Source organism: Nonomuraea sp. NPDC059007, assembly GCF_042740555.1.
In the GTDB taxonomy this organism is placed as follows: Bacteria; Actinomycetota; Actinomycetes; order Streptosporangiales; family Streptosporangiaceae; genus Nonomuraea.
The window spans coordinates 214,219-239,701 of sequence record NZ_JBHYJD010000009.1; the positions used below are offsets into that span (position 1 = coordinate 214,219).

The following is a 25,483-nucleotide window of genomic DNA, read 5'->3' on the forward strand; positions in this document are numbered from 1 at the left end:
ACCATGGCGGATCTGACGCGGCGTGGGCTACTCGCCGCCGGCGCGCTCACCCTGCTCGCCGGATGCGGCGACGACCAGCCTCGGCAGCAGGCCGCGGACGGCAAGCCGCAGGGCACGGTCAACGTCTGGCTGCACGGCTCGCAGGACACCGGCCGGCAGTTCCAGGAGCTCGTGCACCGCTACATGGCCGACTTCCAGATCGACGTGAGGCTGCTCTACCTGCCCGTGGGCCAGCTCGACGCGAAACTGCTGACCGCCTTCAGCGGCGGCGCCCCGCCCGACGTCTTCAAGATCGGCCACTGGAGCTTCCCCGCGCACGCCAAGAAGAAGCGGCTCGCGCCCGTCGACGCCAAGGCGCTCTCGCTGCAGAACTACGAGCCGGGCACGACCACCCCGCTCACCTACCAGAACGTGCCCTACGGCGTGCCCATCGACTTCAACCCCTGCATGCTCTACTACCGCAAGGACCGGTTCAAGGAGGCCGGACTCGACCCCGACAAACCCCCGGCGACCTGGGAGGAGGTCGCCGAGTACAGCGCCAGGCTGACTTCCGAGGACCGCAGGCGGGTCGGCCTGCAGTGGCTCTACGGCGACCCGCAGTGGGCCCTCATGATGCTCACCGCCCTCATCCAGGGCAAGGGCGGTACATTCCCGGCGCTCGCCACCGAACACGGCATCAACGCCCTGACGTACATGTCGGGGATCGGCAACCCCAAGCTCTCCAACCCGCTGGGCGCGCTCGGCCTGTTCTACTCCGGCGAGGCCGCCATGGTCGTCAGCGGCGCCTTCCTCGGTCCCGCGCTGGAGAAACTGGGCAAGGACAAACTCACCTTCGGCAAGCAGTACGGCGTCGCGCCCATCCCCACCTGGGCCGGCGGCAAGTCCGTCGTCCCCGCCTACACCTGGGGCTGGGGCGTGGCCAAGGACTCGCCCAACCAGTTCACCGCCTGGCACCTCGTCAACTACCTGCAGGGCGCCCCGTCGGTGACCGCCAACCTCGACAACGGCATCATCATTCCTGCCAAGGGCTGGCGCGAGGCAGGGCCGCGCGGCAAGTCCGAGATCATGAAGATCGTCGCCGACAGCCTCCCGCACGTCGACTTCGGGCCGATCATCCCCGGCACCCTCGAACTGGCGAAGGCCGCGGCGAGCGCCATCGACGCGGTCGCCCACGGCAAGTCGGCCCCCGCCCAGGCCGCGGCGACCTTCGACTCCGCCGTGCGACTGATCCAATGAGAACCCGGCCCCAGGCCACGGCGGGAGTGGCGCTGACCCTCCCGGTGGCCGTGTTCTTCGTCGTGTTCTGGCTCGTCCCGTTCCTGTCCGCCATCTATCTCAGCTTCACCGACTACGAGATGGCGGGGACGCCCAACTGGATCGGCCTCGCCAACTACGAGCGCATGTTCGCCGACCACGGCTTCCTCAACTCGGCGTGGATCACCGTCGTCTACACGGTCTGCACGGTCGTCCCGACGATCGTGCTGGCCCTGCTGGTGGCCGTGCCGCTGAGCAAGCCGGGACGGCTCAACCGCTGGCTCAGGGCGCTCGTCATGATCCCGGCCGTGATGCCGCTGGCGGCGACGTCCATGGTCTGGGTGATCATCTACTCCGACCGCGGCCTGGCCAACACCCTCATCGGCCTGGCCGGGATCGAGCCGCAGTCCTGGCTGACCAGCTCCGACCTGGCCATCTGGGCCCTGGTCGTGATGGTCGTCTGGAAGAGCATGGGGCTGTTCGTGATCATCCTGACCGCCGGCCTGCAGGCGCTGCCCGGCGAGGTGTACGAGGCCGCCGCCATCGACGGCTCGGGAGCGGTGACCACGTTCACCCGGATCACGCTGCCGCTGCTGCGCAGGACCCTGCTGTTCGTCCTGGTCATCTCGGTGGCCGGATCGATGCAGGCGTTCGTGCCCGCCTTCCTGCTCACCGGCGGCGGGCCCGCCGACGCCACCCAGGTCCTGCCGTACTACATCTGGGCCAACGCCTTCCCCTACGAGCACATGGGCTACGCCGCCGCGATGGGCATGGTGCTGCTCGTCGCCATGGTGATCGTCTCGGCGCTGCAGTTCGGGTTCCTGAAGGGCGGCGACGAATGAGGATTCTGCGCGCCGCCTGGCTGATCGCCGCGGTCGGGGCGATGTTGCTGCCGGTCTACGTCATGATCGTCGTCGCCTCGGCGCCCGACGACACCGACCTGCGCGGGCTGGTCTTCAACGGCTTCCACCTGCCCGAGAACATCAGCGTGCTGTTCGGCGCGGGCAACCTGCCCACCTACCTGCGCAACAGCCTCATCCTGTGCGTCGGCACCGGGCTCCTGGACGTGATCTTCTCGGCCGCCGCCGGATACGCGATGGCCCAGCTGTCCTTCCCCGGCCGCCGCGTCCTGTTCGCGCTGGTGGTCGGCACGCTCGCGCTCACCCCGATGGTCCTGGTCATCCCCGTCTTCCTCATCGTGAAGGAGCTCGGCTGGGTCAACACCTTCCAGGGCATGATGGTGCCCGGCATGATCAGCGCGTTCGGCGTCTTCCTGGTGCGGCAGTTCGCCCTCGGCATCCCGAAGGAACTGCTGCTGGCCGCGCGGGTCGACGGCGCGGGGGAGTTCCGCATCTTCGCGCGCATCGCCGTGCCGCTGCTCAAGCCCGCGCTCATCACCCTGTTCCTCGTGCACTTCCTGGCGCAGTGGGACAACCTGCTGTGGCCCCTCATCGTGGCCAACGAGCAGGAGCTGTGGCCGTTGCCGGTGGGGCTGGCCAACTTCCAGAGCGAGGTCGGCATCACCTATCACCTGACCACCACCGCGGCGCTGGTCACCGCCGTGCCACCGTTCATCCTGATGGTGGCGCTGCAGCGCTACTACGTGGCGGGGCTCACCTTCGGAGGGCTGAAACGATGATGGACTGGATTGAAACGATCGTTTCGCAGGGCATCAGGCGTCCCGGCTACCCGGCCGACGACTGGACCGCCGCGTGGGCCGCCGAGCGCTTCACGGAGTTCGGGCTTCACGATGTACGGCTGGAGCCGGTCGAGCTGCCCGTCTGGCGGCCGGTCCACGCCTCGTTGGAGGTGCGCCTCGACGCCGACCCGTCGAAGGTCGTGCGGGTGGCGGCGTCGGCGCTGCCGTACACCAGACCGAAGGCGACCGTGAGCGCGCCGGTCAGCCGCGAGGTCGTGCCGGGCGCGATCGTCGTGCCCGAGTACACCTTCACCGAGCTGCCGCAGTCCTTCGTCAGGGATCTGGCGACGGCCGTGCACGACCCGGAGGGCGTCTTCGACGAGCTGGTCCAGACGCTGCCGTTCCAGCTCGACTACCTCGACGTCATCCAGGGCGTCATGGACGGCGGCGCCGCCGCCTTCGCGGGGGCGCTGACCGGCGTGCCGTGGGAGACACGCGACTACTACGTGCCCTACGACGCCGTGCACCGCGACCTCCCGGCCGTCTGGCTGTCGGGCGGCGACGCGCGGCGGGTGCTCGACCTGGTCGACGACGGTCCCTGCACGGGCACGCTCACCGTGGAGTCGGAGACGGGCCCGGCCGTCTCGCACAACGTGATCGGCACGCTCCCCGGCGGCTCCGACCAGTGGGTGATCATCGGCTCGCACCACGACGCGCCCTGGGCCTCCGCCGTCGAGGACGCCACCGGGATCGCGCTGGTGCTGGCCGCCGCGCGGTACTGGGCGGGCGTGCCCGAGCGGGACCGGCCGCACAACCTGATCTTCCTGCTCACCGCGGGGCACATGGCGCACGCCGCGGGCACCCGGGCCTTCATCGAGACCCACCGCGACCTGCTGGGCGACGTCGTCCTGCAGCTCCACCTGGAGCACGCCGCCCGGCGGTGCGTGGTCGTGGACGGCGAGCTGGTGCCCACCGGCGATCCCGAGCCCGGCTGGTGGTTCACCACCAGGAAGCCGGAGCTGGAGAGCCTGGTGGCGAGCGCCCTCGTCGCGGAGGACTTGAAACGTTCGTTCGTGCTGCCGCCGGACGTGTTCTCCCCGATGCCGCCGACCGACGGGGCCTTCTTCCACCCGGAAGGGGTGCCGCTCGTGCACTTCCTGTCGGCTCCCATGTACTTGTTCGACTCGGCCGACACCCTCGACAAGGTGCACGAGGCCAGCCTTGAGCCGCTCACCCGGGCGGCGATCAGAATCGTCGAAGGGACGGCCGGATGGCGCCGGGCATGATCGTGCGAACGACCGCCGGGCTGGTCGAGGGCAAGGCCGAGGAGGGCGTGCTCGCCTTCCTCGGCGTGCCGTACGCCGCCCCGCCCTTCGGCGAGCACCGCTTCGGCGCGCCCGCGCCCGCACCCGCCTGGCAGGGCGTACGGCCGGCCGGCACCCACGGCCCGGCCGCTCCGCAGGCGGCGGGGGAGGACATCGGCCTGTACGCGCCCGACGTCTTCGCGACCGGCGAGGACTGTCTCAACCTCGACATCCGCACCCCCTCGCTTGAGGGGACGGGGCTGCCCGTCCTGGTCTGGATCCACGGCGGCGCGTTCTCCATCGGCGGCAACGCAGCGGCCTGGCACCAGGGCCACCGCTTCGCCCGCGACGGCGTGGTCTGCGTGGCCATCAACTACCGGCTCGGCTTCGAGGGCTTCCTGGCCCTGGAGGACGCCCCGCTCAACCGGGGTGTGCTCGACTGGCTGGCCGCGCTGGAATGGGTACGCGACAACATCGCGGCCTTCGGCGGCGACCCCGGCAACGTGACGATCGCCGGCCAGTCGGCGGGCGCCGCCGCCGTCGCGACCCTGCTGACGATGCCCCGCGCGGAAGGGCTGTTCCGGCGCGCGATCGTGATGAGCGGCTCGGCCGGCCTGGTCGCCACCGAGCAGGAGGCGCGCGACTACGCCAAGACGGTCGCCACCCGGCTGGGGATTGCCCCGACGAGGTCCGCCTTCGCCCGGCTGTCCCCTGCGGAGCTCGTCGCCGAGCAGCCGCCGCCGCTGGCGGGCGGCTCCGGCGGGCTGAACGAGTCGGTGCCGATCAAGCCGGTCGTCGACGGCGACCTGATCCCGGCCGTCCCGCTGGCCGCGCTGGCCGCGAGCGCGCACCTGCCGCTGCTGGTCGGCTGCACCTCCCAGGAGGCCGACGTGTTCGTCCGCCGCATGGCCGCCGACGTCGACGAGGCCGCCGCGCGGGTCCTGCTCGACCACCTCGGCGTCCAGCTCGACGAAGCCGGCCTCACACCCGCCGAGCAGGTCGGACGCGCCGTCACCGCGCACCTGTTCACCCGCGAGACACGCTGGATCCGCGAGGCCAGGCCCGCCTACGCCTACGAGTTCCGGTGGGAGTCGCCCGTCGAGAGCCCGGTCGGCGGCGGACGCGTGGGCGCGGTGCACAACCTCGACCTGCCCTTCGTCTTCGACGTGCTCGACGCGCCCGGCGTCGAACGCACCGCGGGGCCGGACGCGCCGCAGGAGCTGGCCGACGCGATGCACGCCGCGTGGGTCCGCTTCGCCCGTACCGGCGATCCGGGCTGGCCACTTGATCATCTACGGAGGTTCTGACATGCGGTCCTACTCGAGCGCGCTCGCGCCGGCCCCGCTGCTGGGCGAGACCATCGGCGACAACTTCGAGCGTACGGTGGCCCGCTTCGGCGACCGTGAGGCCCTGGTGGACGTGCCCTCCGGCCGCCGCTGGACCTACGCCGAGCTGGACGCCGAGGTGAACCGGCTGGCGCTCGCGCTCCTGGCCTCCGGCATCGCCAAGGGCGACCGGATCGGCATCTGGGCGCCCAACCGCGCCGAGTGGGTGCTCGTGCAGTACGCCACCGCGAAGATCGGCGCGATCCTGGTCAACGTCAACCCCGCCTACCGCGCCCACGAGCTCGACTACGTCGTCAGGCAGTCCGGCCTGCGCCTGCTCATCAGCGCGCTCACGCACAAGGGCAGCGACTACCGCGCGATGGCCGAGGAGATCGGGTTCGCCGACGTCGTCTACCTCGGCGAGCCCGGCTGGGACCGGCTGCTGGCGATGACCGCCCCCGACGAGCGGCTGCGCGAGCGCATGGCGTCGCTGAGCGCCGACGACGCGATCAACATCCAGTACACCTCTGGCACGACCGGCTTCCCCAAGGGCGCCACGCTCTCGCACCACAACATCCTCAACAACGGCTTCTTCGTCGGCGAACTGCTCGGCTACACCCCGGATGACCGGATCTGCCTGCCCGTGCCCTTCTACCACTGCTTCGGCATGGTGATGGGCAACCTCGGCGCCACCTCCCACGGCGCGTGCGTGGTCATCCCCGCGCCCGGCTTCGACCCCGATGCGACGCTGCGGGCCGTACAGGAAGAAAGATGCACTTCCCTGTACGGCGTGCCGACCATGTTCATCGCCGAGCTGGAGCTGGCCGCCCGCTTCGACCTGTCCAGCCTGCGCACCGGCATCATGGCGGGCTCGCCCTGCCCCGTCGAGGTGATGAAGCGCGTCGTCACCGAGATGAACATGGCCGAGGTCGCCATCTGCTACGGCATGACCGAGACCTCGCCCGTCTCCACCATGACCAGGCCGGACGACAGCCTGGAGCGCCGCACCGAGACCGTCGGCCAGGTGATGCCGCACGTCGAAGTCAAGATCACGCACCCGGAGACCGGGCTGACCGTGCCGCGCGGCGAACCCGGCGAGCTGTGCACCCGCGGCTACTCGGTGATGCTCGGCTACTGGAACGAGCCCGCCAAGACGGCCGAGGCCATCGACGCCGCCCGCTGGATGCACACCGGCGACCTGGCCACCATGGACGCCGACGGCTACGTCAACGTGGTCGGCCGGATCAAGGACATGGTCATCAGGGGCGGCGAGAACGTCTACCCGCGCGAGGTCGAGGAGTTCCTCCACCGCCACCCCGACATCGCCGACGTGCAGGTGGTCGGGGTGCCCGACGAGAAGTACGGCGAGGAGCTCATGGCCTGGATCGTCATCCGCCAGGGCGGCACCCCGCTGAGTCCCGAGGCCGTGAGGGAGTTCTGCGCCGGCAAGCTCGCCCACTACAAGATCCCGCGCTACGTCCACGTCGTCGACGGGTTCCCGATGACGGTCACCGGCAAGATCCGCAAGGTCGAGATGCGTGAGGAGGGCATGCGCCTGCTCGGGCTCGACCGGTGAGCCTCGCCTCACATTCCGGAGCGGTGCGTTGTCGGACCGGGTGAGACGGAGGAGCGCATCACCGCCGTGGCGACCTGGCAGAGCGCCCCCTACTTCACCGGCGCCGAACGCGTCGCGCTGGAGCTCGCGGAGGCCGTCTTCACCCCGAGCCCGTTCGAGGACCGCGTCTCCGACGACCTGTTCGCCAGGGCGTCCGCCCACTACGACGACCAGGCGCTGTGGACGCTCACGATGGCGCTCGGCCACCTCAGCCTGTCCGTCCCCGTCGCGCTCATCGGCAAGCCGATCCCCGGCCGCCCATTCGGCAAGAACTACAGCAGGTAGGCCCCCTTCCTGACCTGCCATCCGGTACGGCTCGCGCCGCGGAAGGCGGGAGCCGTACCGCCGCTCATGAGGGAGGGGCGGTGCGGAGGGCGTCGACGAGGGTGCCGAGGGCGTGGCGGTAGGTGTGTTCGGCGGGGGTGGCGTAGCCGATGACGATGGCGGGTGGCGCGTTCTGCCGCCGGTGGTAGAACGGCGACAGGCCCTCGACGTGGATGCCGTGTCGCTCGAGGTGGCCGAGCAGGGAGGACTCGGAGCCGGTGTGCGCGGGGAACTGCAGCACGGCGTGCAGCCCGGCGGCGATGCCCGACAGCCGTGCGTACGGCAGTTGCTCGGTGACGGCTTGGCCGAGGAGGTCGCGGCGGTGGCGGTAGCGGGTCCGGCAGTGGCGGATGTGCCGGTCGAGTTGGCCGGTCTGGATGAGCCGGGTGAGGACGAGCTGGTCGATCACGTTGACGGACGACTCGTCCCAGCGGGTCGCCTCCTGTAGCGGGTCGACGAGGCTGCCGGGCAGGACGAGCCAGGCGAGGCGCAGGCCGGGCGCGATGGTCTTGCTGGTGGTTCCCACGTAGATGACCCGGTCCGGGGCCATTCCCTGGAGCGCGCCGACGGGGCGGCGGTCGTAGCGGAACTCGCCGTCGTAGTCGTCCTCCACGATGAATCCGCCGGACCGCCTGGCCCAGGAGACGAGCTCGACCCGCCGGGCCGGGCTCAGCGTGACCCCCAGCGGGTACTGGTGGGCGGGGGTGACGACGGCGGCCGATTCGCCGGTGAGCCTGTCGACGATCAGCCCGTCCCGGTCGACGGGGATGTGGCGCGCGCGGTGTCCCAGCTGCTCGATGAGGGCGGGGTAGTCGGGCTCGGTGGGATCTTCGAAGGCGATCGTGCTCCCGGCGCCGGCGTGGTGGCTCAGGACCTGGCACACCAGCCGGAGCGCCTGCGCGTATCCGGCGCACACCACGATGTGGGCGGGGGTGGTGGCGACTCCGCGAGCCCGGCCGAGGTATTCGGCCAGCGCCTGCCGCAGCTCGACGGCGCCGGCCCGATCCCGGTAGCCGAACGCGGTGTTGGGCGCGGTCCGCAGGACGTGCCGAGTGGCGGCGAGCCACTGGCGTCGCGGGAACACGGCCAGGTCGGGAAAACCCGAGCGAAGATCGATTCCCGGTACGGCCGGCAGCGTCGCGTGCGACGGGCGCGGGGACTCGGCGGGCGGCGCGGGCTGGGGCGCCACGCGCAGGCCCGAGCGCGGCTTCGACTCCAGGTACCCCTCGGCGACCAACTGGTCCAGGGCCTGGGTGACGGTGCCGCGCGAGACCCCGAGGTCGCTCGCGAGCGTCCGCGACGAAGGCAGCCGTGTTCCCGGCGGAAGCCGCCCGCTGCGTACGGCCTCGCGCAGAGCGAGCTCGAGCCCGGCTCTCAGCCCCTCACCCGTGCCGGTCTGAAGATGAAGATCCAAGCCCGATCTGGACCACTGATCCCGCATAAATCTGGACTATATCTCTGAGCCAGATGCCACCTACTTTGAAGGCATGAGGCACCTAGCCATGGCCATCGGGCTCACGGAGTACTTCCTCGGCCAGACCGCCCCCGCGGCGGCGGAGGCGGCGACGGAGGCACAGGCGCGGGCGGATCGATCGGACGGTGACCGGCTGTGGGGCATCGCCCGCTGGGCCCGGCGCGTGGCCTGTCCAGCAGAAGGCGGTGAAGGCGGAACCGGCGCACGACCTCGCGGAGTTGCCCAGGGCAAGGTCCGTTGAGGCGCGGGGAGAGGCAGGGGCGTGGAGCTGGTCATTGCCGGCGTACCGATAGCGCTGGTGATCTATCTGTCCTTCCTGGGCGCCATCGGCCTCTACCACGTCGTGAAGTCGTGGAAGGGCGAGGTCGCGGACTTCTTCTAGCGTTCATCAGGACTTCTGGTGGGACCGGCGGTAGGCGCTGGGGGTGATGCCGTAGGCCCGCCGGAAGGCGCGGGAGAAGGAGGAGGTGTTCGGGAAACCCCACTGGGCGCCGATCGTGTGGATGGGGTGCCGGTGTCTGGCCGGGTCGGCGAGTTCCTCGCGGCATCGTTCGAGGCGGCGTCGCCGGATCAGCGCGGACACCGTGTCGCCGCGGTCTTCGAACAGGGTGTAGAGGGTGCGGAGCGAGACGTTGTGGCGGGCGGCGACGGCCTGAGGTGTGAGCCGGTCGTCGGCCAGATGGTGGTCGATGAAGGCGTCGATGCGGTGCAGCAGGACCTGCCGGCGGGTTTCCGCCGGCAGGTGCCGCCATCTGGCGAGTTGCTGGGCGAGCAGGCCAGAGGCGAGGTCGAGCGCGGTGCGCTCCAGGACCCGCAGGCCCAAGGGTGTGCAGTCGGCGGCATGGGCGTCGATGGAGGTCAGGAACCGGCGAAGGATGGCGCCCAGGCCTTGGCGGGTGCCGAACCGGTGGCCGAGGGCGGCGTCGAGCCGGTCCTGGGGGAGGGGGATCGTGCCACGGGGGATGCGGAGGAGGGTGACCGCTGTGTCGCGGGGGCCTGGCGACCCGGCCGCGTAGGGGTGTGAGGTGTCGAACAGGACCATGTCTCCGGAGTCCATGACGCTGACGGTCCGCCGCTGGGAGATCGCTTTCCGCCCGTGGGTGATCAGCCCGAGCAGGTAGTCTTCCGGATCGCTACGGCGGATCAGGTGCGGCGTACGCCACGCGTGATGGTCGGACTGCACGTGCTGAGACAGTTCGATCCGGCCCAGGCGCAGCACGCGTGCCGATGCCTGGAAGCCCGCGGGGTCGGTGATCCGCAACCGGTGGGGCGCGATGGTCTGCGCCACCACGTCCTGATACCAGTCCGTCCTCTCGCGCGCGGGAACGTCGTCCGTGGCCACCCGTACCCACACAGCCGCTTCCTTTCCCATCGATTAGTGTCCTCCATATACTATCTGTGGGAGACTATAGGTATGCAGGACAAGAGGGCGGAGCCCGACGTTTCCCCGCACATCAAACGGCTGTGGCGCCTTTCCCCAGGACACCAGCGCGGGCGTCCGGCCGAGCTCGACGTGGAACAGGTGGTGCGCACGGCGATGGAGCTCGCCGATCGCGACGGCCTGAGCGGCGCCACGCTGCCCAAAGTCGCCGAGGCGCTGGGATTCACGAAGATGTCGTTGTACCGGTACGTGGGCTCCAAGGATGAGCTGTGCGAGCTGATGGGCGACCTGGCCATCGGCCCGGCGCCCGAGGTCGACGAGGCCGCCGGCTGGCGGGAGGCGCTGCGGCGGTGGACGCTGACCAGCCGCCGGGTCTACGGCCGTCACCCCTGGCTGGCGCAGTTGCCCATCACAGGCCCGCCCGTCGGCCCGAACGCGATCGGCTGGATGGACGCGCTGCTGCGCGCCCTCCGCGAGACCGGCCTCGGCTGGCCGGCGAAACTCGGCATCCTCAACCTCCTGGGCGGATACGTCCGCACCGTCAGCGCCTTGGAGCAGCAACTCACGCAAGGCCGCCTCGGCAGCGGACTCGACCAGGCGCAGAGCGAGCGGGACTACGGGGCGGCCCTCTCCCGCCTGGTGGAGCCGGACCGTTTCCCGGAAGCGGCCAAGCTGTTCGCCTCCAGCGTGTTCCGGGCGCCCGCGGAAGAAGGGGCCGAGGACGAGTTCGGGTTCGGCCTGGGGCTGATCCTCGACGGGATCGAGGCGCTGATCGCCACCGAGGCGGGTATCCGGCATGGATCTCCGTAGGGGATGGCAGCGCGTGGTCATCGCCGTCCTCACCGCCTTGGCCGTGCTCGTCCTTCTGGCCATCGCCGGGATGATGGTCGTTCTACTGGTCGCGGGTCCCGACTGAAGCGGTCGGTCAACGGCTTCTAGGCGTGCCAGAGGGCGGCGAGCCGGCGGGTGGCCAGGCGCTTCGGGACCAGGCGCAGCAGGGTGTCGCGTAGCCACGCCGGCGGACCGGTCAGGGAGGTCAGCCGCGACTGCCGGGCCGCCGCCAGCAGGATGCGGTTGGCGCGGGGACGGCGCTCGGCGTCGTAGCGGCGTAGCCGCTGGACGACCTCTCCCGGTTCGGCGCCGGTCAGATGCCGGGTCACCGCGGCCGCGTCCTCGAAGGCCTGGCTGGCCCCCTGCCCGAGGTCGGGTGACATGGCATGCGCGGCGTCGCCGAGAAGCGCGATCCGGCCGGACACGTACGAGGTGAGCGGCTCGGCCAGCTTGACGATCGGGTCGACGTGGATGGCCTCGGCCGGGGTGTCCGCGATCACTTTGAGCACTCCGGGGTGCCATCCGGCCATCATGGCCAGCACCTCCCGGCGCCCCTCCTCGGGGCTGGGGGGCGGGCCGTCCTGCGGGGTGTCGGTGTACCAGTACAACGAGTCGTCGCCGAGAGGGAACAGGCCGAAGTTCACCCCGGTGCGCCGGTCGACCATGATGGCCGCCAGCAGGCCGTTCTCCTCCGCCTCCGGGCTCCGGGGGAGTGTGCCGCGAAGGTCCATCCGGCCGGTCCGTCCCGGCCCGGGATGGCCGGGGAACAGGTGTGTACGCAGCTTGCTGCGGACTCCGTCGGCCGCGATCGCGGCGTCCACCGTCTCGACGGTACGGCCCTCGCTGATCACCGTGACCCCGTTGGGGCCGGGCTCCAGGCGTTCGATGGGCATGCCGGTGCGTACCACGCCGTCGGGCAGCGGGGCGCGCAGCGACCGGTGCAGCTCCGCCCGGTCGACGACGGCGGCGGCGCCGACCTCCCGCTGCGCCTGGGCCGAGTCGGTGACCAGCAGCGGCCGTCCGCGCCAGTCGCGCAGGCCCGCGTCGGTGGAGGGCATGGACAGCGTACGGACGTAGCCGTCCAGGCCGAGCTGCCGCAACGCCCGGGTGCCGTTCGGCATGATCACCACCCCGGTGCCCGCCTCCCTGAGTTCGGCGCCCCGCTCGTACAGGCTCACCTCGTGACCCTGGCGGTGCAGCCCGACCGCCGCCGCGACTCCCCCCAGCCCCGCGCCCACCACCGCGATCCGCATGCGCCCTCCATTCACTACGGTCGTACTAGTACGACAGTAGCAGTCACAGGAGAGTGAGCATTCTGATGAGGGCGGTTTCCGCCCACGCCTGCCAGGCGGCGTGGCTCCAGCGGCGCTCCGTGACCAGCAGCGTGTAGGTCTCGGGAGACAAGATCGTCAGCGCGATGTCGGCGGCGGTCTCCGGGTCCATGTCGTCGCGCAGCGGCGTCTTGCCCGCCAGGGCCCGGGCGAAGACCCGCTGTACCGTCAGGCGCTGCCGCAGGTTGGTGGCCCAGAGTTCGCTCAGGTCGGGATCGGTGGGCGCCGCGCTGCGTACGACGTCGAGCAGGGGCGCGGCGCGCAGGTAGATGTCGCCCGCCCCCGCGGCCTGGCGGCGGAGCTGCCCGCGCGGGTCGGGGTCGGCGACCGCCTCCCGCGCCCACGGGCGGTCCAGCGTGGGGATCGGCTGGTCGTCGCCGGCGACGGCCCGGTCGAGCGCGGCGGCGAGGATCGCCTTCTTGGTGCCGAAGGAGTAGTAGACGGTTTGCTCGCCCACCTTGGCCGCCGCGGCGATGGCGCCGATGCTCGTCAAGGTGTAGCCGGCGCTGGTGAACAGGTCGGCCGCCGCCGCGACGACGCGTGCCCTGGTGGCCTGTGCCCGTGCGGTGCGGCCGTCCACCTGCTGTGATCTTTCTCCCATCCACTTGACTGTAGCAGCACTACAAAAACATTCTTGTAGCCGGACTACAAAATGAGGTCAGATGAACAGACGCGAAAGCATCAAGCTGGGCGCCCTGGTCGCCGTGTCGGGCGCGGCCTTCGCCGAGAACCAGGTGGTCGCCGCGGGCAAGGAGGTGCTCGTCACCGCCGACCTCATGTTCGACGGCCGGCGCTTCGTCGAGGACGCCGCGGTGCTCGTCAGGGACGGCAAGGTGGTGCGGTCCGGCCCGGCACGGGCGGTGGGCGGGTCCTCGGCCCGCAGGTTCGCCCTGGGTGCGGCGACCATCGCGCCCGGGATGATCGACCTGCACGTGCACGCCACGCACAACCACGTGCCCTTCGACCGGATCCTGCGCCACGGGGTGACCACCGTCCGCGACCTCGGCGGCCACGTGCGGGGCGGCCCGCAAGGACCCGGGCGGCTGCGCTACCTGGGCTCCGGGCCGCTGGTCACCGCGCCGGGCGGCTATCCGATCCCCACCTGGGGGACGGGGCTGGCCGCGGTGGTCACCGGGGCGGACTCGGCTCGCCGTACCGTCTCCAAGCTCGTCGACCAGGGAGCGGCCGTCATCAAGATCGCGCTGGAGCCCGGCGGGGAGTCCGGGGCGCCGTGGGGCGGGGAGCACGCCTCGACGCCTCCGCCGTGGCCGATGCTCTCGCCTGAGACGGCGCTCGCCGTGGTGCGAGAGGCGCACCGGCGCGGACGCAAGGTGAGCGCGCACATCGGCGAGGAGCGCGGGGCCCGTCTCGCGCTGGCGGCGGGCGCGGACGAATGGGCGCACAGCCCCGCCGACCCGCTGCCGGCCGACGTGCTCAAGAAGGCCGTCCGGCAGGGTGTACGCATGATCGGCACCCTCGACACCCAGTCCAGGACCAAGGGGGCGATGAAGAACGCCAAGGAGTTCGTCGCCCTGGGCGGCAGGCTGCTCTACGGCACCGACATGGCCCACCCCGAGATCCCGCACGGGTTCGACTCCCAGGAGCTCAGCCTGATGATGTACGCCGGGCTCTCCCTGGAGCAGGCGCTCGCCGCGGCCACCTCGCTGGCCGGCGAGCACCTGGGGCTGGCGCCGCTCGGCACCCTGCGGCCCGGCGCGCCCGCCGACCTCATCGCCGCCGCCGGGGACATCCGCAAGGGGCACGGCGGCGTGAAGAACCTCGAGTTCCCCCTGCTTGTGATGGCGGGCGGACGTACGGTCGTCACCCCCTAGCCTCCACGCTCTTCATGAACGCGGGCGCTGACGAATCGCACGTTCCTCATAAGGACAGGGCTCGACATGGATATGGGTGTTACCGAACGGACGGAAGAGGCGTGCAGGTCGCGCGATCGGCGGGGAGGAAGCCAGGGATGAACACCGTCCTCATTCTCGGCGGCTACGGCGCGGTCGGCCGCGAAGCCGCCGCCGCGCTCACCGGAGTTCCCGGTACCCGGGTGATCGTGGCCGGCCGTAACCCCGGCCGGGCGGCGCCCATTCCGGGCACCACCGCCATGCGCGTGGACGCCGCCGACCCGGCCGATCTGGACAGGGCGCTGGACGGGGTCACGACGGTCCTGATGTGCGCCGAGATCGACAACGCCCGCGTCGCCCGCGCCTGCCTGAAGAGGGGCATCGGCTACGTGGACGTGTCGGCCTCCCACGACCTGCTGGCCGAGATCGGCGGCCTCGACGACGTGGCCCGCGCGTCCGGCGCGACCGCCGCGCTCAGCGTCGGCCTGGTCCCCGGGGTCACCAACCTGCTGGCCCGCGTCTGCGCCGAGCGTTCACCGGCCGCGGAACTGCGCGTCGGCGTCCTGCTCGGCTCTGGTGAACACCACGGCCCGGCCGCGATCGCCTGGACCCTGGACGGGCTGGGCGCCCTTGACGGCTCCTGGACGATGAACTTTCCCGTGCCGTACGGCTCCCGCGTGGTCCACCGCTTCCCGTTCTCCGATCAGTACACGTTGCCAGGGACGCTCGGCGTGCCTGCCGTACGCACCGGGTTGTGCCTGGACTCCCGGCTGTTCACCAGACTGCTGGCCGTGGCCGGCCGGCCCGCGGTCGCCCGCCTGCTGCGCCGGAAGGGGGTCCGCTCCCTGCTCCTCGGCGCGCTGGCGAGGTTCCACTTCGGCGGCGACGGGTTCGCCGTGACCGTCACCTCGGGCAGGGGCGGGGCGTCCTTCAGCGGGCGGCGGCAGAGCCGCGTCACCGGCCGCGCCGCCGCGCTGCTCATCCGCGACCTGCCCGCGCTACCGCCCGGCGTCCGGCACATCGAGCAGCTGGTGGACCCGATCGCCTTCCTGTCCGAGCTCGCGAGCGACGGCTTCGACCTCCGGATCGACGACGGCCCGTGACACCCGGTCGGGCGTCGGATCGGAACCGTACCGTGGCCACCGCCATTACGATGACGCGGCGTGAGCGGGTTCGTCCTTTTTCTCCCGCGCCAGCTTGCTCCGGATGACGAGGGCCATCCCGGCCAGCGTGAGCCCCATGCCGGCGACCTGCAGCGACGTCGGCGCCCCGGCCAGGTGCAACAGCGCCGAACTCACTCCCACCAGCGGCGGTACGGCGAGGCCCAGCAGCGCCGAGTAGGACGGTCCGCCGGTCAGCAGGATGCGGTGCTGGAGGAGGTAGACGGGCACGTAGATGACGATGCCCAGGAGCACGAGCATGCCCAGCACCGTCCAGCTGACCCGCTCTCCTGCCGCGACGTCCGTCGCCGCCCAAGCGGCGAGCGGTATCGTCCCGACCGCGAAGATCGGCAGGATGCGTGGCGCCATCGCCCCCTGGTAGCCGCGGTTCGTCCTGCTGAAGTAGAGGCCGTAGAAGGCCATGGAGAACATCGCCGCGAGCGCGACCAGCGCCCCGAGCGCCACGTCGTCGCCGAGCGACCCCGCCAGCCTGGGCACCGTGTACAGCGCGGCGCCGGCGACCGCGATCACGGTTCCGGCGATGGTGCGTGGTGAGGGCCGGGTGCGCAGCATCACGCTCTCGGCGATCAGCACCACGGCCGGGGTCAGGGAGAGGGTCAGCGCGGGCAGCGCCGGTCCGGCGAGGCTGATCGCGACGGTCGAGAGCACCGTGTACGCGGTCACCCCGGTCAGTGCCAGCAGCCCGATCTGCCACCACCGATAGCCCGTGGCCCGGGAGGCGGGCGGCGCGGAGGCGGGCGACCACCAGGTGAGCGCCACCAGGCCCAGGACGGTGAACGCGGTACGGCCCGCCGACACGATCCCGGTGCTCGCGTCGCGCAGGGAGGCCTCCACGACCAGCCAGGTCGAGGCCAGCAGGAGGACCAGCGCGGCGGACTGCCAGATCAGCCGCCCTCTGCCACCGCTCACCGCGTGACGGTTTCGTAGACGGCGCAGGTGCGTTCCACCATGCGGGCGGCCGTGTACAGCTCGCGGTGCCGGTCGCGGGCGCGGGCGGTCATGGCGGCGCCGCGGTCCTCGCGGGCCAGGACGTTCAGCGCGGCGCGGGCCAGCGCGTGCGGGTTGTCGGGGGCGACCAGCAGGCCGTCGACCTCGTGCCGGACCAGTTCGGGGATGCCGCCCACCGCCGTCGACACGATCGGGACGCCCGAGGCCATCGCCTCCAGGATGACGAGGCTGGCCGCGTCGCCGCGGGAGGAGGCGAGCAGCACGTCCGCGCCGATCCCGGCGGTCAGGGCGCCCGGCACGCTGCCGTGGAAACGTACGTGCCCGGCGATCCCGAGAGCGGAGACCAGCCTGTGGAGCAGGGTCTCGTCGGGGCCCGTCCCGACGAGGTGCAGCGTCGCGCCGGGCAGCTGGCCGAGCATGAGCTCGAATGCGAGGACGGCGACATCGGCGCCCTTCTCCGGCGACAGCCGCCCGCAGTACAGCACCCGCGGACCCGCGCCCGCCTCCAGCCGGAAGCCCGACGGCGAGGGGACGTCGACTCCGTTCGGCACATAGTGGACGCGGCCCGCGTCGCCGAGGAACTTGCCGATGGCCCGCTGGGCGAACTCGGCCACGGCGATGACCGGGAAGTCCGCGCCCGTGGCCAGGGCGGCCTCGAGGAACGGGTCCACCGGCTTGTACATGTGCTGTGTGTACAGCAGCGGCGCCCCGATCGCCGTGGAGAGCTCCTGGCCGCGGAACCCGGCGTGCATCAGGTGGGCGTGGATCAGCTCCGGCCGCCAGCCGGCGCCGGCGGCGAGGAGGGCGGCCGGGTCGCCGGGCTGTCCGGGAGCCGGGACCGGGAGCAGAGTCGGGTCGACGAAGACGTCGGCGCCCGCCTCCCGGCAGTGCCCGGTCAGCACCCCGTCGCTCCCGGCCACCACGGCGACCTTCAGCCCGCGGGCGATCTGGTGGGTCACCTGGGTGGCGACGTGGCTGACGGTTCCACCGGTCGTGGGGCCGCACTGCACCAGATGCATGACACGCATGCGTTGCGTCCTTTCCTGTCGGGTCGAGGGGTCAGTTGCCTTCGACGGAGCGGGCCATGAGGGCGTTGCCCGCGGTGAGCCCGCCGTCGACCGTCAGGACCGACCCGGTGATCCAGGCGGCGCTGTCGGAGGCCAGGAAGCAGATCGACGTCGCCACGTCCTCCGGCTCCCCGACCCGGCCCAGCGGGTACCACTTCTTGAGCGCGTCGAAGGTGGCGGGGTTCTTGGCGATCTGCTCGTCCCAGGCCGGGGTGCGGATGGTTCCGGGGCTGATCGCGTTCACCCGGATGCCGTGCCCGCCGTACTCCACGGCCAGTGAGCGGGTCAGCGAGACGATCGCCGCCTTGGCCGCGCTGTAGGAGGGGTGGCCGAAGAAGGCGAAGGCGTTCACCGACACGACGTTCACGATCACGCCGTCGCCACGCGCCATCATCGCGGGCAGCGACGTCTGTACGCAGCGCACCGCACCCTTGACGATCACGTCGAAGTCGGTGTCCCAGAGCCGCTCCGGCGCCTCATGGAAGCGGGGCGGTACCGGGCAGGCCACGATGGCGTTGTTGACCAGCACGTCCACCGGGCCGCCCAGTTCTCGCGCGGCCGCGGCGAATCCCGCGGACACGCTCTCGGCGGACGTGACGTCCAGCCGGAGACCGAGCGCCCGGCCACCGCCGGCGGCGATCTCCCGGGCGAGGTCGGCGGCGCCGGACTCGTCGATGTCGGTGACGGCCACCGCCGCGCCCGACGCCGCCAGCCGCCGTGCCGTCACCCGGCCGACGCCTCCGGCCGCGCCGGTCACCAGCGCCACCCGCCCGCTCAGGTCGAATCGGTCCTGACGTCCGCTCATGCCGCCTCCACCTGTCCGTTGTCGAAGTAGGCCCGCAGTGACTCCTCCAGCTCGGGAATCCGCAGTACGGCGCCGCCGTTCCGTAACGAGCGGGTGGCCAGGTCACCGGCGGCCACGGCCGTGCGCGCGTCCACCGGCGAGGTGTCGGTACGCCCGCCCTCACGCACGAACCGGACGAACTCCTCGATCACCTTCGCGTCCGCCCCGCCATGCCCGCCGACCGGCCCCGGGATGCGGAACTCCGCGTCCCCGGCCGGGTCGTAGCCGCGACGGCTCGAGTTCCACACCCGGATCGTGCCGCCCGGCTCGTCACCGAAGTTCTCCAGCCGCCCGGCGTCGCCGATCACCGTGAAGGAGCGCCAGTAGTCGGGGGTGTAATGACATTGCTGGTACGCGGCCAGCACCCCGTTGCCCAGACGCAGGTTCAACAGTGCCAGGTCCTCGACGTCGATCACCGGGTTGAGGTCACGCTGCCTGGACGGCGGCCAGTGCTCCAGGCTCAGCCAGTTCTCCGCCTTGGGCACTCCGGCGGCGCGCCGCGGCAGGTCGCCGTAGACGGTCAGCCCGCCGAGCGCCTGCACCTCCTCGGTGTGGCCGCCGACGATCCAGTGCATGGCGTCGAGGTCGTGGCAGGCCTTCTGCAGCAGCAGGCTGTTCACCTTGGACCGTTCGGCGTGCCAGTCCTTGAAGAAGTAGTCGCCGCCGTGACCCACGAAGTGGCGGATCCACACCGCCTTCGGGGTGCCGATCCGGCCTTCGAGCACGAGCCGGCGCATCAGGCGTACCACCTCCATGTGCCGCATGTTGTGCCCGACGTACAGCCGGGAGCCCGACTCCCTGGCGGCACGCAGGACGGCGTCGGCGTCCGCCACCGTCGTCGCCATCGGTTTTTCCAGGTAGACGGCCTTGCCGGCGCGCAGCGCGTCGATCGCCACCTGGGCGTGGGTGTGGTCGGGGGTCGCCACCAGTACCGCGTCGACGTCGTCGCGGTCCAGCAGGCGGCGGTAGTCGGTCTCGGCGGCGTTCGCGCCGAAGAAGCCGGCCTCCGTGCGGAGGGTGGTCTCATCCAGGTCGCAGACTGCGGTGATGCGCGATCCGCGGCCTGACTCGCGGTGGGCGGCGACGGCGAGGCTACGCCTCTGTCCCAGCCCGATGGCGGCAATGCGGAGATCGTCCATGCTCTGTCGGCCTCTCCATCACGTTGAGTCGTCAAGGCGTGGTGCCGTTGCGATCAAGATGCCTAATGGTGATTGAAAAGACAAGACTTGAAGCGATTTCGCGCACGGATCGTCATATATGGAGGAGACCATAATTAATGGAGCGGAGCCACCGGCCCGTGCTCCGGGTTGAAGAACCGCTGGTTGAGATGCTCGACCCCGAGGCAGACGGCCCCGATGGCCACGCATTCGTCCCCGAGCGTCGAGGCGCGCAGCTCGGGGGTGCGCAGGCACATCGTCTCCAGCTCGGCGCGCAGCGGTGGCATCAGGACGTCGGCCGAGCGGGAGAACCCGCCGCCGATGACGATCACCTGGGGGTCGACGGTCAGCGTCATGGCGGCGGTGGCCAGGGCGAGCACCTTGACGTAGCGCAGGACCACGTTGAGCGCGGCGGCGTCACCGCGCCGGGCCGCGTCGAAGACGGCCTGTCCCGAGTTTCCCGCGGTCAGCAGGTCGCTGGAGTCGGCCAGGTGGAACAGCGGGTGGAGGCCGATCTCGCCGGCCGCCCCGGTCGAGCCGCGCAGCGGGACGCCGTCCAGGATGATGGCCGCGCCGGCCCGGCGCCCGATGTGCAGGTAGACGATGTTGCGCGCATCGCGGGCGGACCCGCGGCGGCATTCGGCGAGCGCGGCGAGCCGGCTGTCGTTGTCCACCAGGACCTCGCCGGCCAGCCGGCCGGTGAGGTGGCCGGCCAGAGGTACGCCGGACCAGTCGTGGATGGCGCGGGAGACGACGATGTTGCCCTCGTTGTCGACGTAGCCCGTGCTCCCGGCGGTGGTGATCCAGACGTCGGCCGGTGAGGTGCCGGTGGCGGCCAGGCACGCGTCGACGGCCCGGTCGACGGCGGCCAGGCGCTCCTGCCTGGTGTGCCCGGGGGTGATCGGCTCGCGGGAGACGTGCCGGACCTCGCCGTCGAGGTCGCTGATGGCGGCCAGGACCTTGTGCGCCCCTATGTCGAGGCCGAGCACCCGGCCGTTCTCTGCGCGGAAGCGGTAGCGCCGGGCGGGGCGTCCCTTGCCGCCGCCGGTGCTCGGATCCATCTCGGCGACCCAGCCCATGGCGATGAGGTCGCGGACCACTTCCTTGATCGTCGCTCTGGCCAGCTCGGTGTGCTCGGCGAGGCGGGTGAGCGGGAGCGGTCCGGCCCCGCGCAGGGCGGAGACGACGGCGAGGGCGTTGAGCCGCCGCAGCCGCTGGAGGTCGCCACCGCTGACAGCGAGGGTCACTGCGTTGATCCCCTCTTGACGGTTATTAATTGTGGAGTCCACTATAAGTGCGATTTCGGGGATCAGCACTAAGAGACGATCTTGTCACCCCTCGCTGTGTCATCCCATGAGAGAGGTCACATGCTCAAGATTCTTGCCAGCTTAGTCATGCTGCTCGGCCTGGCCGTACCGGCTCAGGCGGCAGCCACCCCGCAGCTCGAGGCGTACTTCACCGCCCCGGGCGTCACCGGCCCCACCGACGACTCGCTGGAGACCAAGCTCACCGGGCTGATCGACCAGGCGGCGCCGGGCTCCACCCTCCGGCTGGCCACGTTCGTGCTCGAACGGGCGGTCATCAAGAACAAGCTCGTCCAGGCCGCGGGGCGCGGCGTGGACGTCCGGGTCGTGGCGGAGAAGACCGGGCACAACGCCCTTCTCGACCAGTTGGCCGCCGATCTCGGTCCGGGCCACGTGGTGCTGTGCGCGGACGCGTGCAACAGCACCGCCAAGGACGTCATGCACCACAAGTTCGCCGTCTTCAGCCGGTTGCTGGACGGCCGGACCGACGTGGTGGCGCAGAGCTCGCAGAACCTCGACGCCAAGTTCGGTGCGCACCAGAACATGCTGGTCAGCTCGGGCGACGCCGGGCTGGCGGCCGGCTATCGCGGCGTCTTCGACAAGCTGTGGTCGCAGCAGATCCACACCTGGGCGGGCTCCTTCACCTCCGACAGCGGCAAGGTCACCGTCTGGATGACGCCACGCGCCGACGACCCGATGGCGGCGGCGATCGACGCGGTCCGGTGCCCGGGTTCGATCCGGCTGGCCCACTCCCAGTTCGCGCTCGACCGCGTCGCGGTCCGGACCGCGCTGGTGAACCGCAAGAAGCAGGGCTGCTCGATCCAGATCTTCGTGCCGGAGGGCAACCAGACGACGGACGTGGCCAAGGAGCTCGCCAAGGACGGCCTCGTCGTTCACACCTTCCGCCCCGGCGGCTGCCACGAGCCCGTCACCACCTGCGACGTGGGCACGCTCCACTCCAAGATCATGCTGACCGAGGACGCGCTGGGCAGGCAGTACGTCTACACCGGCTCGCACAACATCAACATGGGATCGCTGACCACGGCAGACGACTCGTTCGTCAAGATCGACGATGCCGCGATCCACGCCGCCTACGCCGCCAACATGGATCTGCTGTACGAGCAGGCGATCAAGGTCGTGCCCGCCGCGTACCCGGACGCCGCCCTGCAGATGGCGGCCAACGACGCGGCCGACGAGCGCACTCCCAGAGCCTCGACGGAACGCAACGGCTACACCGCGCTCACCTGGGAGAGCGGCGCGCGGGTCTTCGCCAGGATCTACCGGTACGGCAGGCCCGTCACCGCCCCGATCCGCGTCGACATGGGCGGAGCGGGCTGCGCCACCGGCTGGAACCACGTCCAGCCCGCGGCCGGAGTCGACGACGGCGGCAACGCCTTCATCGCCTGGGCCGAGGACGGCGACTGCCGCGGCGAGCACAACATCGCCGTGCGCAGGCTCTCCGTCACCGGCCAGCTCGGCGTCACGATCTGGGTCAACCAGCCGGAGTGGCGCGGTGACCAGACGCGGCCCCGGATCGCGGTCACCGGTACCGGGGCGTTCACCGTGGTGTGGGAGGACGCTCACACCTCGTCCGTCCGCGCCGCCGGATACTCCTCGGCCGCGACCCGGCTCTGGGGCCCGGACGAGGCCGGCGCCGGCAACCGGCCCGACGTCGCGGTGGACGCCTCCGGCGTCGCCACCGTGGTCTGGCAACAGGCCCCTCACGTGTACGGCAAGCGGCTCGGCACGAACGGGGCCGTGGTGGCCGGCCGTACCCAGATCAACGCCAACAACGCGGGCCAGCACCTCGCACCGGCGGTCGCGACCACCTCGTCGGGAAACAGCGTGGTGGCCTGGAGCGACAACCTCGGCGGCATCTGGCGGGTGCGGACCCGTGGATTCACCCCGGCGCTGGCCGGCCGGTTCGCCGAGAAGCCGGTGAAGAACGGCCGCTACACCCTCGGCGACCAGGCCGACGGCAACCTGGAGTACCCGCCACTCTGCCACCTGAACGCCTGCGCCGTGCAGGGGACGCCGTCGATCGCCGCGGAGCCGTCGGGAAGCTTCGTCGTCGGCTGGACCGAGACCGACCTCTGGAACCAGGACCGCACGCACGAGGTGTACGCCAAGGGCTTCAACGCCGACGGCTCCGCGACCGGACGCTTTCCCGCCGAGCGCATGAACCCGAACACGGTCGGCAACCAGTTCGCCACCGCGGTCAGCGCCGGGCCGGGCGGATTCACCTACTTCTACACCGAGGACTTCAACGTCAACGGCTACGCGGACATCGTGGCCAGAACCGGATTCACGAACACTTCCCCCTGAGGTCCTCCGACACCACGTGATCGGCTTCCGCGCCCGGGTCGGCGGGCTTGGCTGAGCGCGTGGCGAACCACCCGGCGACGGCCGCCAGGACAGCTCCGGCCGCGGCGGCGACGAAGGCGGCGGGGTCGCCGCCCGCCGCCCCGTTGCCGCCCGGCCCGGTGAGCTGGCCGGCGACGGCGGTGCCCAGCCCATAACCGGCCCACATGAACGTGTTGAGCCAGGCGAAGACCTCCGTGCGGTAGCGGGCGGGCGCACGGTCGGCGAGCAGCGCCGGTACGACGGCGTCGCGCGGCCCCGTCGCCAGCCCGACCAGCGTGATCAGCACGGCGAGCGTGACGAACCCGGGCGCCCAGCCCGCCCCGAGCAGGAGGAGGGACTCGGCGAGCGAGAACAGGACGAGAAAGCGGCCGGAGGCGATCGGCCAGGACCGCGCGCCGTACCCGAGGGTGCCGACGAGGGCCCCGGCAGACAGCAGGCCCATCAGGACGCCGGCGGAGGCGGCTGAGCCGAAGGCGTCGGCCGAGGCGACCGCGCCGACGCGCAGGCAGCCGAAGGTGAACGTGCCGGACGCGGCGACGGCCAGCAGCAGGAGAGTGGGCCGGTGGGTGAGCGGTCCGGCCAGGCGGAACCTGCCCGGTGCCGCGGGTTCCGCCTGCCGTACCGCCGGCGAGGTCAGGAGCAGCGCGGTGCCGAGCAGGACCGCGGCGCCGGCGGCCGCCACCACGTTGTGGGCGGAGACCGCGAGGGTCAGCAGCGGCACGAGCATGGGGCCGGCGATGAACATCATCTCGTTGACCGCGTTGTCGGCCGCGTACGCCGCGGGCAGGCGGGCCTCGGGGACCAGGCGGGGCCAGGCGCCCCGGATGACCGAACCCGCGGGCGGAGTGGTGGCGCCGAGCAGGACCGCGGCGCCGATCATCAGGGCGGGCGGGGTGAGGAGGAGCAGGGCGTAGGCCAGGGCGTGGGCGGCCAGGTAACCCTTCAGCGCCCGGCGCGGGCCGTACCGGTCGGCGACCCGGCCGCCGAGCGGCGCGCACAGCGCCAGTGCCAGCGCGTGGCCGGTGAGGACGAGCCCGGCGACGGCGTAGGAGCCCAGCCTGTCGACCGCGGCCAGCAGCAGGGCAAGGCTGAGAACGGGCGTGCCCAGCTTGACGATGAGCCCGGCGGCGAGCAGGCGCGGGACACCCGGACAGGCGAGCAGGTGTCGGTAGGGTGCGAGCATGGCGACTCCGTTACCATCTAACTGGACTACACCCATAACATAGGGAAGGGGTGTTACTAGTCAAGTGGAAATAGCCTGTAACGTGACACGGCAGGCTCCGCTGCTCGCCGAACTGGTCAACCTGGCGACGGCGCGCCTGCGGGGCGGCGCCTCGGTGGTGCCGCCGGTCGGCGCGGACCTGGCGGCGGCGTTCGCCGCGGGACTCGGTGACCGGACGGCCGCGGCGGTGCTCGCCGTACCGGATGCCGGGCCGCGCCTGGCCGAGCTGGCCACCGAGCTGCGGCAGGCCCTCCTTGCCGCGAGCCCGGCCGATCAGGCCGCCCGCGTCAATGCCATGATCGCCAGGTACGGCGCGCAGCCGTACCTGGTCGACGATGTTGGCCAGCCCTTTCACCTGCACTTTCACGGTTCCGGTGGAACCCCGGTGGAGGCTCTGGGCGGTGAGTTCGCCATGGTGCTCGCCCTTGTGGTGGACGGCTACGGGCCGGATCGTTTCGGCGAGTGCGCCGCGCACCAGTGCGAGGCGGTCTACATCGACCTGACCCGCAATGGGTCGCGTCGTTACTGCAGCGCGGCGTGTACCGCTCGTGCCAAGACCGCCGCCTACCGCGGCCGCCGCCAGGCTTGAGCCACGTCTCTGGTGACCTCTCAGGTGGAGGCGTGGTGACGCAGGGTCGCCGCCGCGGCGGCCAGCAGGACCAGGAGCAGGACGATCGCCATGAAGACCTGCCCGTGCAGGCCGAGAACGAAGACGGTCCGGCCGGCGAACTCCGGGTCGTAGGTGGCGGTGCCGGGGAACAGGAGCGCGCCGATCATGCCGAGCCAAGGGACGGCCAGGATGGCGGCGGCGTGCAGCAGGGAGTTCCGGCCTCGCCGGAGGGCGAGGGCCAGCCCGATGATCCCGAGGAGCACGGTCATCACCATGTATTGGGCGTCGTGGAACTTGGCGTGCGGTGGCCAGGCCGGGTTGAAGGCGTGTTGTGCCGCGAGGTCGGGGATCACCAGGTCGGCCAGCACGGCGCCGACCGTGGTGATCACGGCGACCAGGACGATCAGGATTCGGGGGAGGGGCATCACGTGCATTCCTCTTAGAGCATCTAGTTTACT

Annotated in this window: 24 protein-coding genes; 13 read left to right on the forward strand and 11 right to left on the reverse strand. The window is 71.3% G+C overall.

Annotated elements, in window-relative coordinates:
• Nucleotides 1–3 precede the first annotated feature (3 nt).
• The 7 genes from ACFWY5_RS17440 (at nucleotide 4) to ACFWY5_RS17470 (ending at nucleotide 7,422) form a co-directional block, all read left to right on the forward strand.
• Nucleotides 4–1,236 carry an extracellular solute-binding protein gene (locus ACFWY5_RS17440; RefSeq protein WP_379610831.1) on the forward strand — a complete coding sequence of 411 codons (1,233 nt, stop codon included), beginning with the start codon at nucleotides 4–6 and terminating at the stop codon, nucleotides 1,234–1,236.
• Entirely contained in the window at nucleotides 1,233–2,096 is an 864-nt protein-coding gene (locus ACFWY5_RS17445) for a carbohydrate ABC transporter permease (protein ID WP_379632908.1), read from the forward strand. Before ACFWY5_RS17440 ends, ACFWY5_RS17445 begins: the two co-directional genes overlap by 4 nt.
• A complete protein-coding gene (locus tag ACFWY5_RS17450; RefSeq protein WP_379610833.1) occupies nucleotides 2,093–2,893 on the forward strand; it encodes a carbohydrate ABC transporter permease in 801 nt (266 codons plus the stop codon). The genes ACFWY5_RS17445 and ACFWY5_RS17450 overlap by 4 nt, the downstream gene beginning before the upstream one ends.
• Nucleotides 2,890–4,179: a M28 family metallopeptidase gene (locus tag ACFWY5_RS17455; RefSeq protein WP_379632910.1), complete on the forward strand. Its 1,290-nt coding sequence runs from the start codon at nucleotides 2,890–2,892 to the stop codon at nucleotides 4,177–4,179. Before ACFWY5_RS17450 ends, ACFWY5_RS17455 begins: the two co-directional genes overlap by 4 nt.
• Nucleotides 4,176–5,504, forward strand: a complete 1,329-nt coding sequence (locus ACFWY5_RS17460) for a carboxylesterase/lipase family protein (RefSeq protein WP_379632912.1) — start codon at nucleotides 4,176–4,178, stop codon at nucleotides 5,502–5,504. Before ACFWY5_RS17455 ends, ACFWY5_RS17460 begins: the two co-directional genes overlap by 4 nt.
• 1 nt (nucleotide 5,505) lies before the next feature.
• Complete coding sequence (locus ACFWY5_RS17465; protein WP_379632914.1) at nucleotides 5,506–7,098, forward strand: AMP-binding protein; 1,593 nt, start codon at nucleotides 5,506–5,508, stop codon at nucleotides 7,096–7,098.
• Between the two features lie 66 nt (nucleotides 7,099–7,164).
• Nucleotides 7,165–7,422, forward strand: coding sequence for a hypothetical protein (locus tag ACFWY5_RS17470; RefSeq protein ID WP_379610837.1), 258 nt, complete (start codon nucleotides 7,165–7,167; stop codon nucleotides 7,420–7,422).
• 64 nt (nucleotides 7,423–7,486) lie between these two features.
• Here ACFWY5_RS17470 and ACFWY5_RS17475 read toward each other — a convergent pair whose 3' ends face one another.
• Nucleotides 7,487–8,875: a PLP-dependent aminotransferase family protein gene (locus ACFWY5_RS17475; RefSeq protein ID WP_379632916.1), complete on the reverse strand. Its 1,389-nt coding sequence runs from the start codon at nucleotides 8,873–8,875 to the stop codon at nucleotides 7,487–7,489.
• A gap of 73 nt (nucleotides 8,876–8,948) precedes the next feature.
• Here ACFWY5_RS17475 and ACFWY5_RS17480 point away from each other — a divergent pair, with 73 nt between their 5' ends.
• Nucleotides 8,949–9,176, forward strand: coding sequence for a hypothetical protein (locus tag ACFWY5_RS17480; RefSeq protein ID WP_379632918.1), 228 nt, complete (start codon nucleotides 8,949–8,951; stop codon nucleotides 9,174–9,176).
• A gap of 147 nt (nucleotides 9,177–9,323) precedes the next feature.
• On the opposite strand, the gene ACFWY5_RS17485 is transcribed toward ACFWY5_RS17480, so the two are convergent.
• The gene (locus ACFWY5_RS17485; RefSeq protein ID WP_379632920.1) at nucleotides 9,324–10,307 is read right to left on the reverse strand and encodes a helix-turn-helix domain-containing protein; all 984 of its coding nucleotides are present in this window, start codon (nucleotides 10,305–10,307) and stop codon (nucleotides 9,324–9,326) included.
• A gap of 42 nt (nucleotides 10,308–10,349) precedes the next feature.
• Here ACFWY5_RS17485 and ACFWY5_RS17490 point away from each other — a divergent pair, with 42 nt between their 5' ends.
• Nucleotides 10,350–11,126 (forward strand): TetR/AcrR family transcriptional regulator, encoded by a 777-nt coding sequence (locus tag ACFWY5_RS17490; RefSeq protein WP_379610843.1) that lies wholly within the window; start codon nucleotides 10,350–10,352, stop codon nucleotides 11,124–11,126.
• A gap of 125 nt (nucleotides 11,127–11,251) precedes the next feature.
• Here ACFWY5_RS17490 and ACFWY5_RS17495 read toward each other — a convergent pair whose 3' ends face one another.
• Together ACFWY5_RS17495 and ACFWY5_RS17500 are read right to left on the reverse strand one after the other, a co-directional pair.
• Nucleotides 11,252–12,400 carry an FAD-dependent oxidoreductase gene (locus ACFWY5_RS17495; protein ID WP_379632922.1) on the reverse strand — a complete coding sequence of 383 codons (1,149 nt, stop codon included), beginning with the start codon at nucleotides 12,398–12,400 and terminating at the stop codon, nucleotides 11,252–11,254.
• A 43-nt stretch (nucleotides 12,401–12,443) separates the two neighbouring features.
• Nucleotides 12,444–13,079 (reverse strand): TetR/AcrR family transcriptional regulator, encoded by a 636-nt coding sequence (locus ACFWY5_RS17500; RefSeq protein WP_379632924.1) that lies wholly within the window; start codon nucleotides 13,077–13,079, stop codon nucleotides 12,444–12,446.
• A gap of 61 nt (nucleotides 13,080–13,140) precedes the next feature.
• On the opposite strand from ACFWY5_RS17500, the gene ACFWY5_RS17505 reads away from it, so the two are divergent.
• Nucleotides 13,141–14,310 (forward strand): amidohydrolase family protein, encoded by a 1,170-nt coding sequence (locus tag ACFWY5_RS17505; protein ID WP_379610846.1) that lies wholly within the window; start codon nucleotides 13,141–13,143, stop codon nucleotides 14,308–14,310.
• 137 nt (nucleotides 14,311–14,447) lie between these two features.
• Complete coding sequence (locus ACFWY5_RS17510; RefSeq protein WP_379632927.1) at nucleotides 14,448–15,431, forward strand: saccharopine dehydrogenase family protein; 984 nt, start codon at nucleotides 14,448–14,450, stop codon at nucleotides 15,429–15,431.
• A 45-nt stretch (nucleotides 15,432–15,476) separates the two neighbouring features.
• Here ACFWY5_RS17510 and ACFWY5_RS17515 read toward each other — a convergent pair whose 3' ends face one another.
• The 5 genes from ACFWY5_RS17515 to ACFWY5_RS17535 form a co-directional block, all read right to left on the reverse strand.
• Entirely contained in the window at nucleotides 15,477–16,418 is a 942-nt protein-coding gene (locus tag ACFWY5_RS17515) for a DMT family transporter (protein ID WP_379632929.1), read from the reverse strand.
• On the reverse strand, nucleotides 16,415–17,485 hold the full coding sequence (locus ACFWY5_RS17520; protein WP_379632931.1) for a glycosyltransferase family 4 protein: 1,071 nt from the start codon (nucleotides 17,483–17,485) through the stop codon (nucleotides 16,415–16,417). Before ACFWY5_RS17520 ends, ACFWY5_RS17515 begins: the two co-directional genes overlap by 4 nt.
• A gap of 31 nt (nucleotides 17,486–17,516) precedes the next feature.
• Nucleotides 17,517–18,329: an SDR family NAD(P)-dependent oxidoreductase gene (locus tag ACFWY5_RS17525; protein WP_379610850.1), complete on the reverse strand. Its 813-nt coding sequence runs from the start codon at nucleotides 18,327–18,329 to the stop codon at nucleotides 17,517–17,519.
• Nucleotides 18,326–19,507, reverse strand: a complete 1,182-nt coding sequence (locus ACFWY5_RS17530; protein ID WP_379610851.1) for a Gfo/Idh/MocA family protein — start codon at nucleotides 19,505–19,507, stop codon at nucleotides 18,326–18,328. Before ACFWY5_RS17530 ends, ACFWY5_RS17525 begins: the two co-directional genes overlap by 4 nt.
• Before the next feature lie 134 nt (nucleotides 19,508–19,641).
• On the reverse strand, nucleotides 19,642–20,772 hold the full coding sequence (locus ACFWY5_RS17535) for an ROK family protein (protein WP_379632934.1): 1,131 nt from the start codon (nucleotides 20,770–20,772) through the stop codon (nucleotides 19,642–19,644).
• Between the two features lie 120 nt (nucleotides 20,773–20,892).
• Here ACFWY5_RS17535 and ACFWY5_RS17540 point away from each other — a divergent pair, with 120 nt between their 5' ends.
• On the forward strand, nucleotides 20,893–23,154 hold the full coding sequence (locus ACFWY5_RS17540; protein WP_379632936.1) for a phosphatidylserine/phosphatidylglycerophosphate/cardiolipin synthase family protein: 2,262 nt from the start codon (nucleotides 20,893–20,895) through the stop codon (nucleotides 23,152–23,154).
• Here ACFWY5_RS17540 and ACFWY5_RS17545 read toward each other — a convergent pair.
• Complete coding sequence (locus ACFWY5_RS17545) at nucleotides 23,135–24,376, reverse strand: MFS transporter (protein ID WP_379632938.1); 1,242 nt, start codon at nucleotides 24,374–24,376, stop codon at nucleotides 23,135–23,137. The genes ACFWY5_RS17540 and ACFWY5_RS17545 overlap by 20 nt on opposite strands.
• Before the next feature lie 82 nt (nucleotides 24,377–24,458).
• On the opposite strand from ACFWY5_RS17545, the gene ACFWY5_RS17550 reads away from it, so the two are divergent.
• Nucleotides 24,459–25,004: a CGNR zinc finger domain-containing protein gene (locus ACFWY5_RS17550; RefSeq protein ID WP_379632940.1), complete on the forward strand. Its 546-nt coding sequence runs from the start codon at nucleotides 24,459–24,461 to the stop codon at nucleotides 25,002–25,004.
• Between the two features lie 20 nt (nucleotides 25,005–25,024).
• Here ACFWY5_RS17550 and ACFWY5_RS17555 read toward each other — a convergent pair whose 3' ends face one another.
• A complete protein-coding gene (locus ACFWY5_RS17555) occupies nucleotides 25,025–25,450 on the reverse strand; it encodes a DUF6640 family protein (RefSeq protein WP_379610857.1) in 426 nt (141 codons plus the stop codon).
• Nucleotides 25,451–25,483 lie beyond the last annotated feature (33 nt).

Excerpts from the sequence above, each read along its gene's own strand:
- ACFWY5_RS17495 (WP_379632922.1), bottom strand. The coding sequence starts at position 12,400 with ATGCGGATCGCGGTGGTGGGCGCGGGGCTGGGGGGAGTCGCGGCGGCG.
- ACFWY5_RS17505 (WP_379610846.1), top strand. The coding sequence starts at position 13,141 with ATGAACAGACGCGAAAGCATCAAGCTGGGCGCCCTGGTCGCCGTGTCG.
- ACFWY5_RS17485 (WP_379632920.1), bottom strand. The coding sequence starts at position 10,307 with ATGGGAAAGGAAGCGGCTGTGTGGGTACGGGTGGCCACGGACGACGTT.
- ACFWY5_RS17465 (WP_379632914.1), top strand. The coding sequence starts at position 5,506 with ATGCGGTCCTACTCGAGCGCGCTCGCGCCGGCCCCGCTGCTGGGCGAG.
- ACFWY5_RS17525 (WP_379610850.1), bottom strand. The coding sequence starts at position 18,329 with ATGAGCGGACGTCAGGACCGATTCGACCTGAGCGGGCGGGTGGCGCTG.
- ACFWY5_RS17480 (WP_379632918.1), top strand. The coding sequence starts at position 8,949 with ATGAGGCACCTAGCCATGGCCATCGGGCTCACGGAGTACTTCCTCGGC.
- ACFWY5_RS17455 (WP_379632910.1), top strand. The coding sequence starts at position 2,890 with ATGATGGACTGGATTGAAACGATCGTTTCGCAGGGCATCAGGCGTCCC.
- ACFWY5_RS17510 (WP_379632927.1), top strand. The coding sequence starts at position 14,448 with ATGAACACCGTCCTCATTCTCGGCGGCTACGGCGCGGTCGGCCGCGAA.
- ACFWY5_RS17450 (WP_379610833.1), top strand. The coding sequence starts at position 2,093 with ATGAGGATTCTGCGCGCCGCCTGGCTGATCGCCGCGGTCGGGGCGATG.
- ACFWY5_RS17540 (WP_379632936.1), top strand. The coding sequence starts at position 20,893 with ATGCTCAAGATTCTTGCCAGCTTAGTCATGCTGCTCGGCCTGGCCGTA.
- ACFWY5_RS17530 (WP_379610851.1), bottom strand. The coding sequence starts at position 19,507 with ATGGACGATCTCCGCATTGCCGCCATCGGGCTGGGACAGAGGCGTAGC.
- ACFWY5_RS17500 (WP_379632924.1), bottom strand. The coding sequence starts at position 13,079 with ATGGGAGAAAGATCACAGCAGGTGGACGGCCGCACCGCACGGGCACAG.
- ACFWY5_RS17545 (WP_379632938.1), bottom strand. The coding sequence starts at position 24,376 with ATGCTCGCACCCTACCGACACCTGCTCGCCTGTCCGGGTGTCCCGCGC.
- ACFWY5_RS17490 (WP_379610843.1), top strand. The coding sequence starts at position 10,350 with ATGCAGGACAAGAGGGCGGAGCCCGACGTTTCCCCGCACATCAAACGG.
- ACFWY5_RS17460 (WP_379632912.1), top strand. The coding sequence starts at position 4,176 with ATGATCGTGCGAACGACCGCCGGGCTGGTCGAGGGCAAGGCCGAGGAG.
- ACFWY5_RS17440 (WP_379610831.1), top strand. The coding sequence starts at position 4 with ATGGCGGATCTGACGCGGCGTGGGCTACTCGCCGCCGGCGCGCTCACC.
- ACFWY5_RS17520 (WP_379632931.1), bottom strand. The coding sequence starts at position 17,485 with ATGCGTGTCATGCATCTGGTGCAGTGCGGCCCCACGACCGGTGGAACC.
- ACFWY5_RS17555 (WP_379610857.1), bottom strand. The coding sequence starts at position 25,450 with ATGCCCCTCCCCCGAATCCTGATCGTCCTGGTCGCCGTGATCACCACG.
- ACFWY5_RS17445 (WP_379632908.1), top strand. The coding sequence starts at position 1,233 with ATGAGAACCCGGCCCCAGGCCACGGCGGGAGTGGCGCTGACCCTCCCG.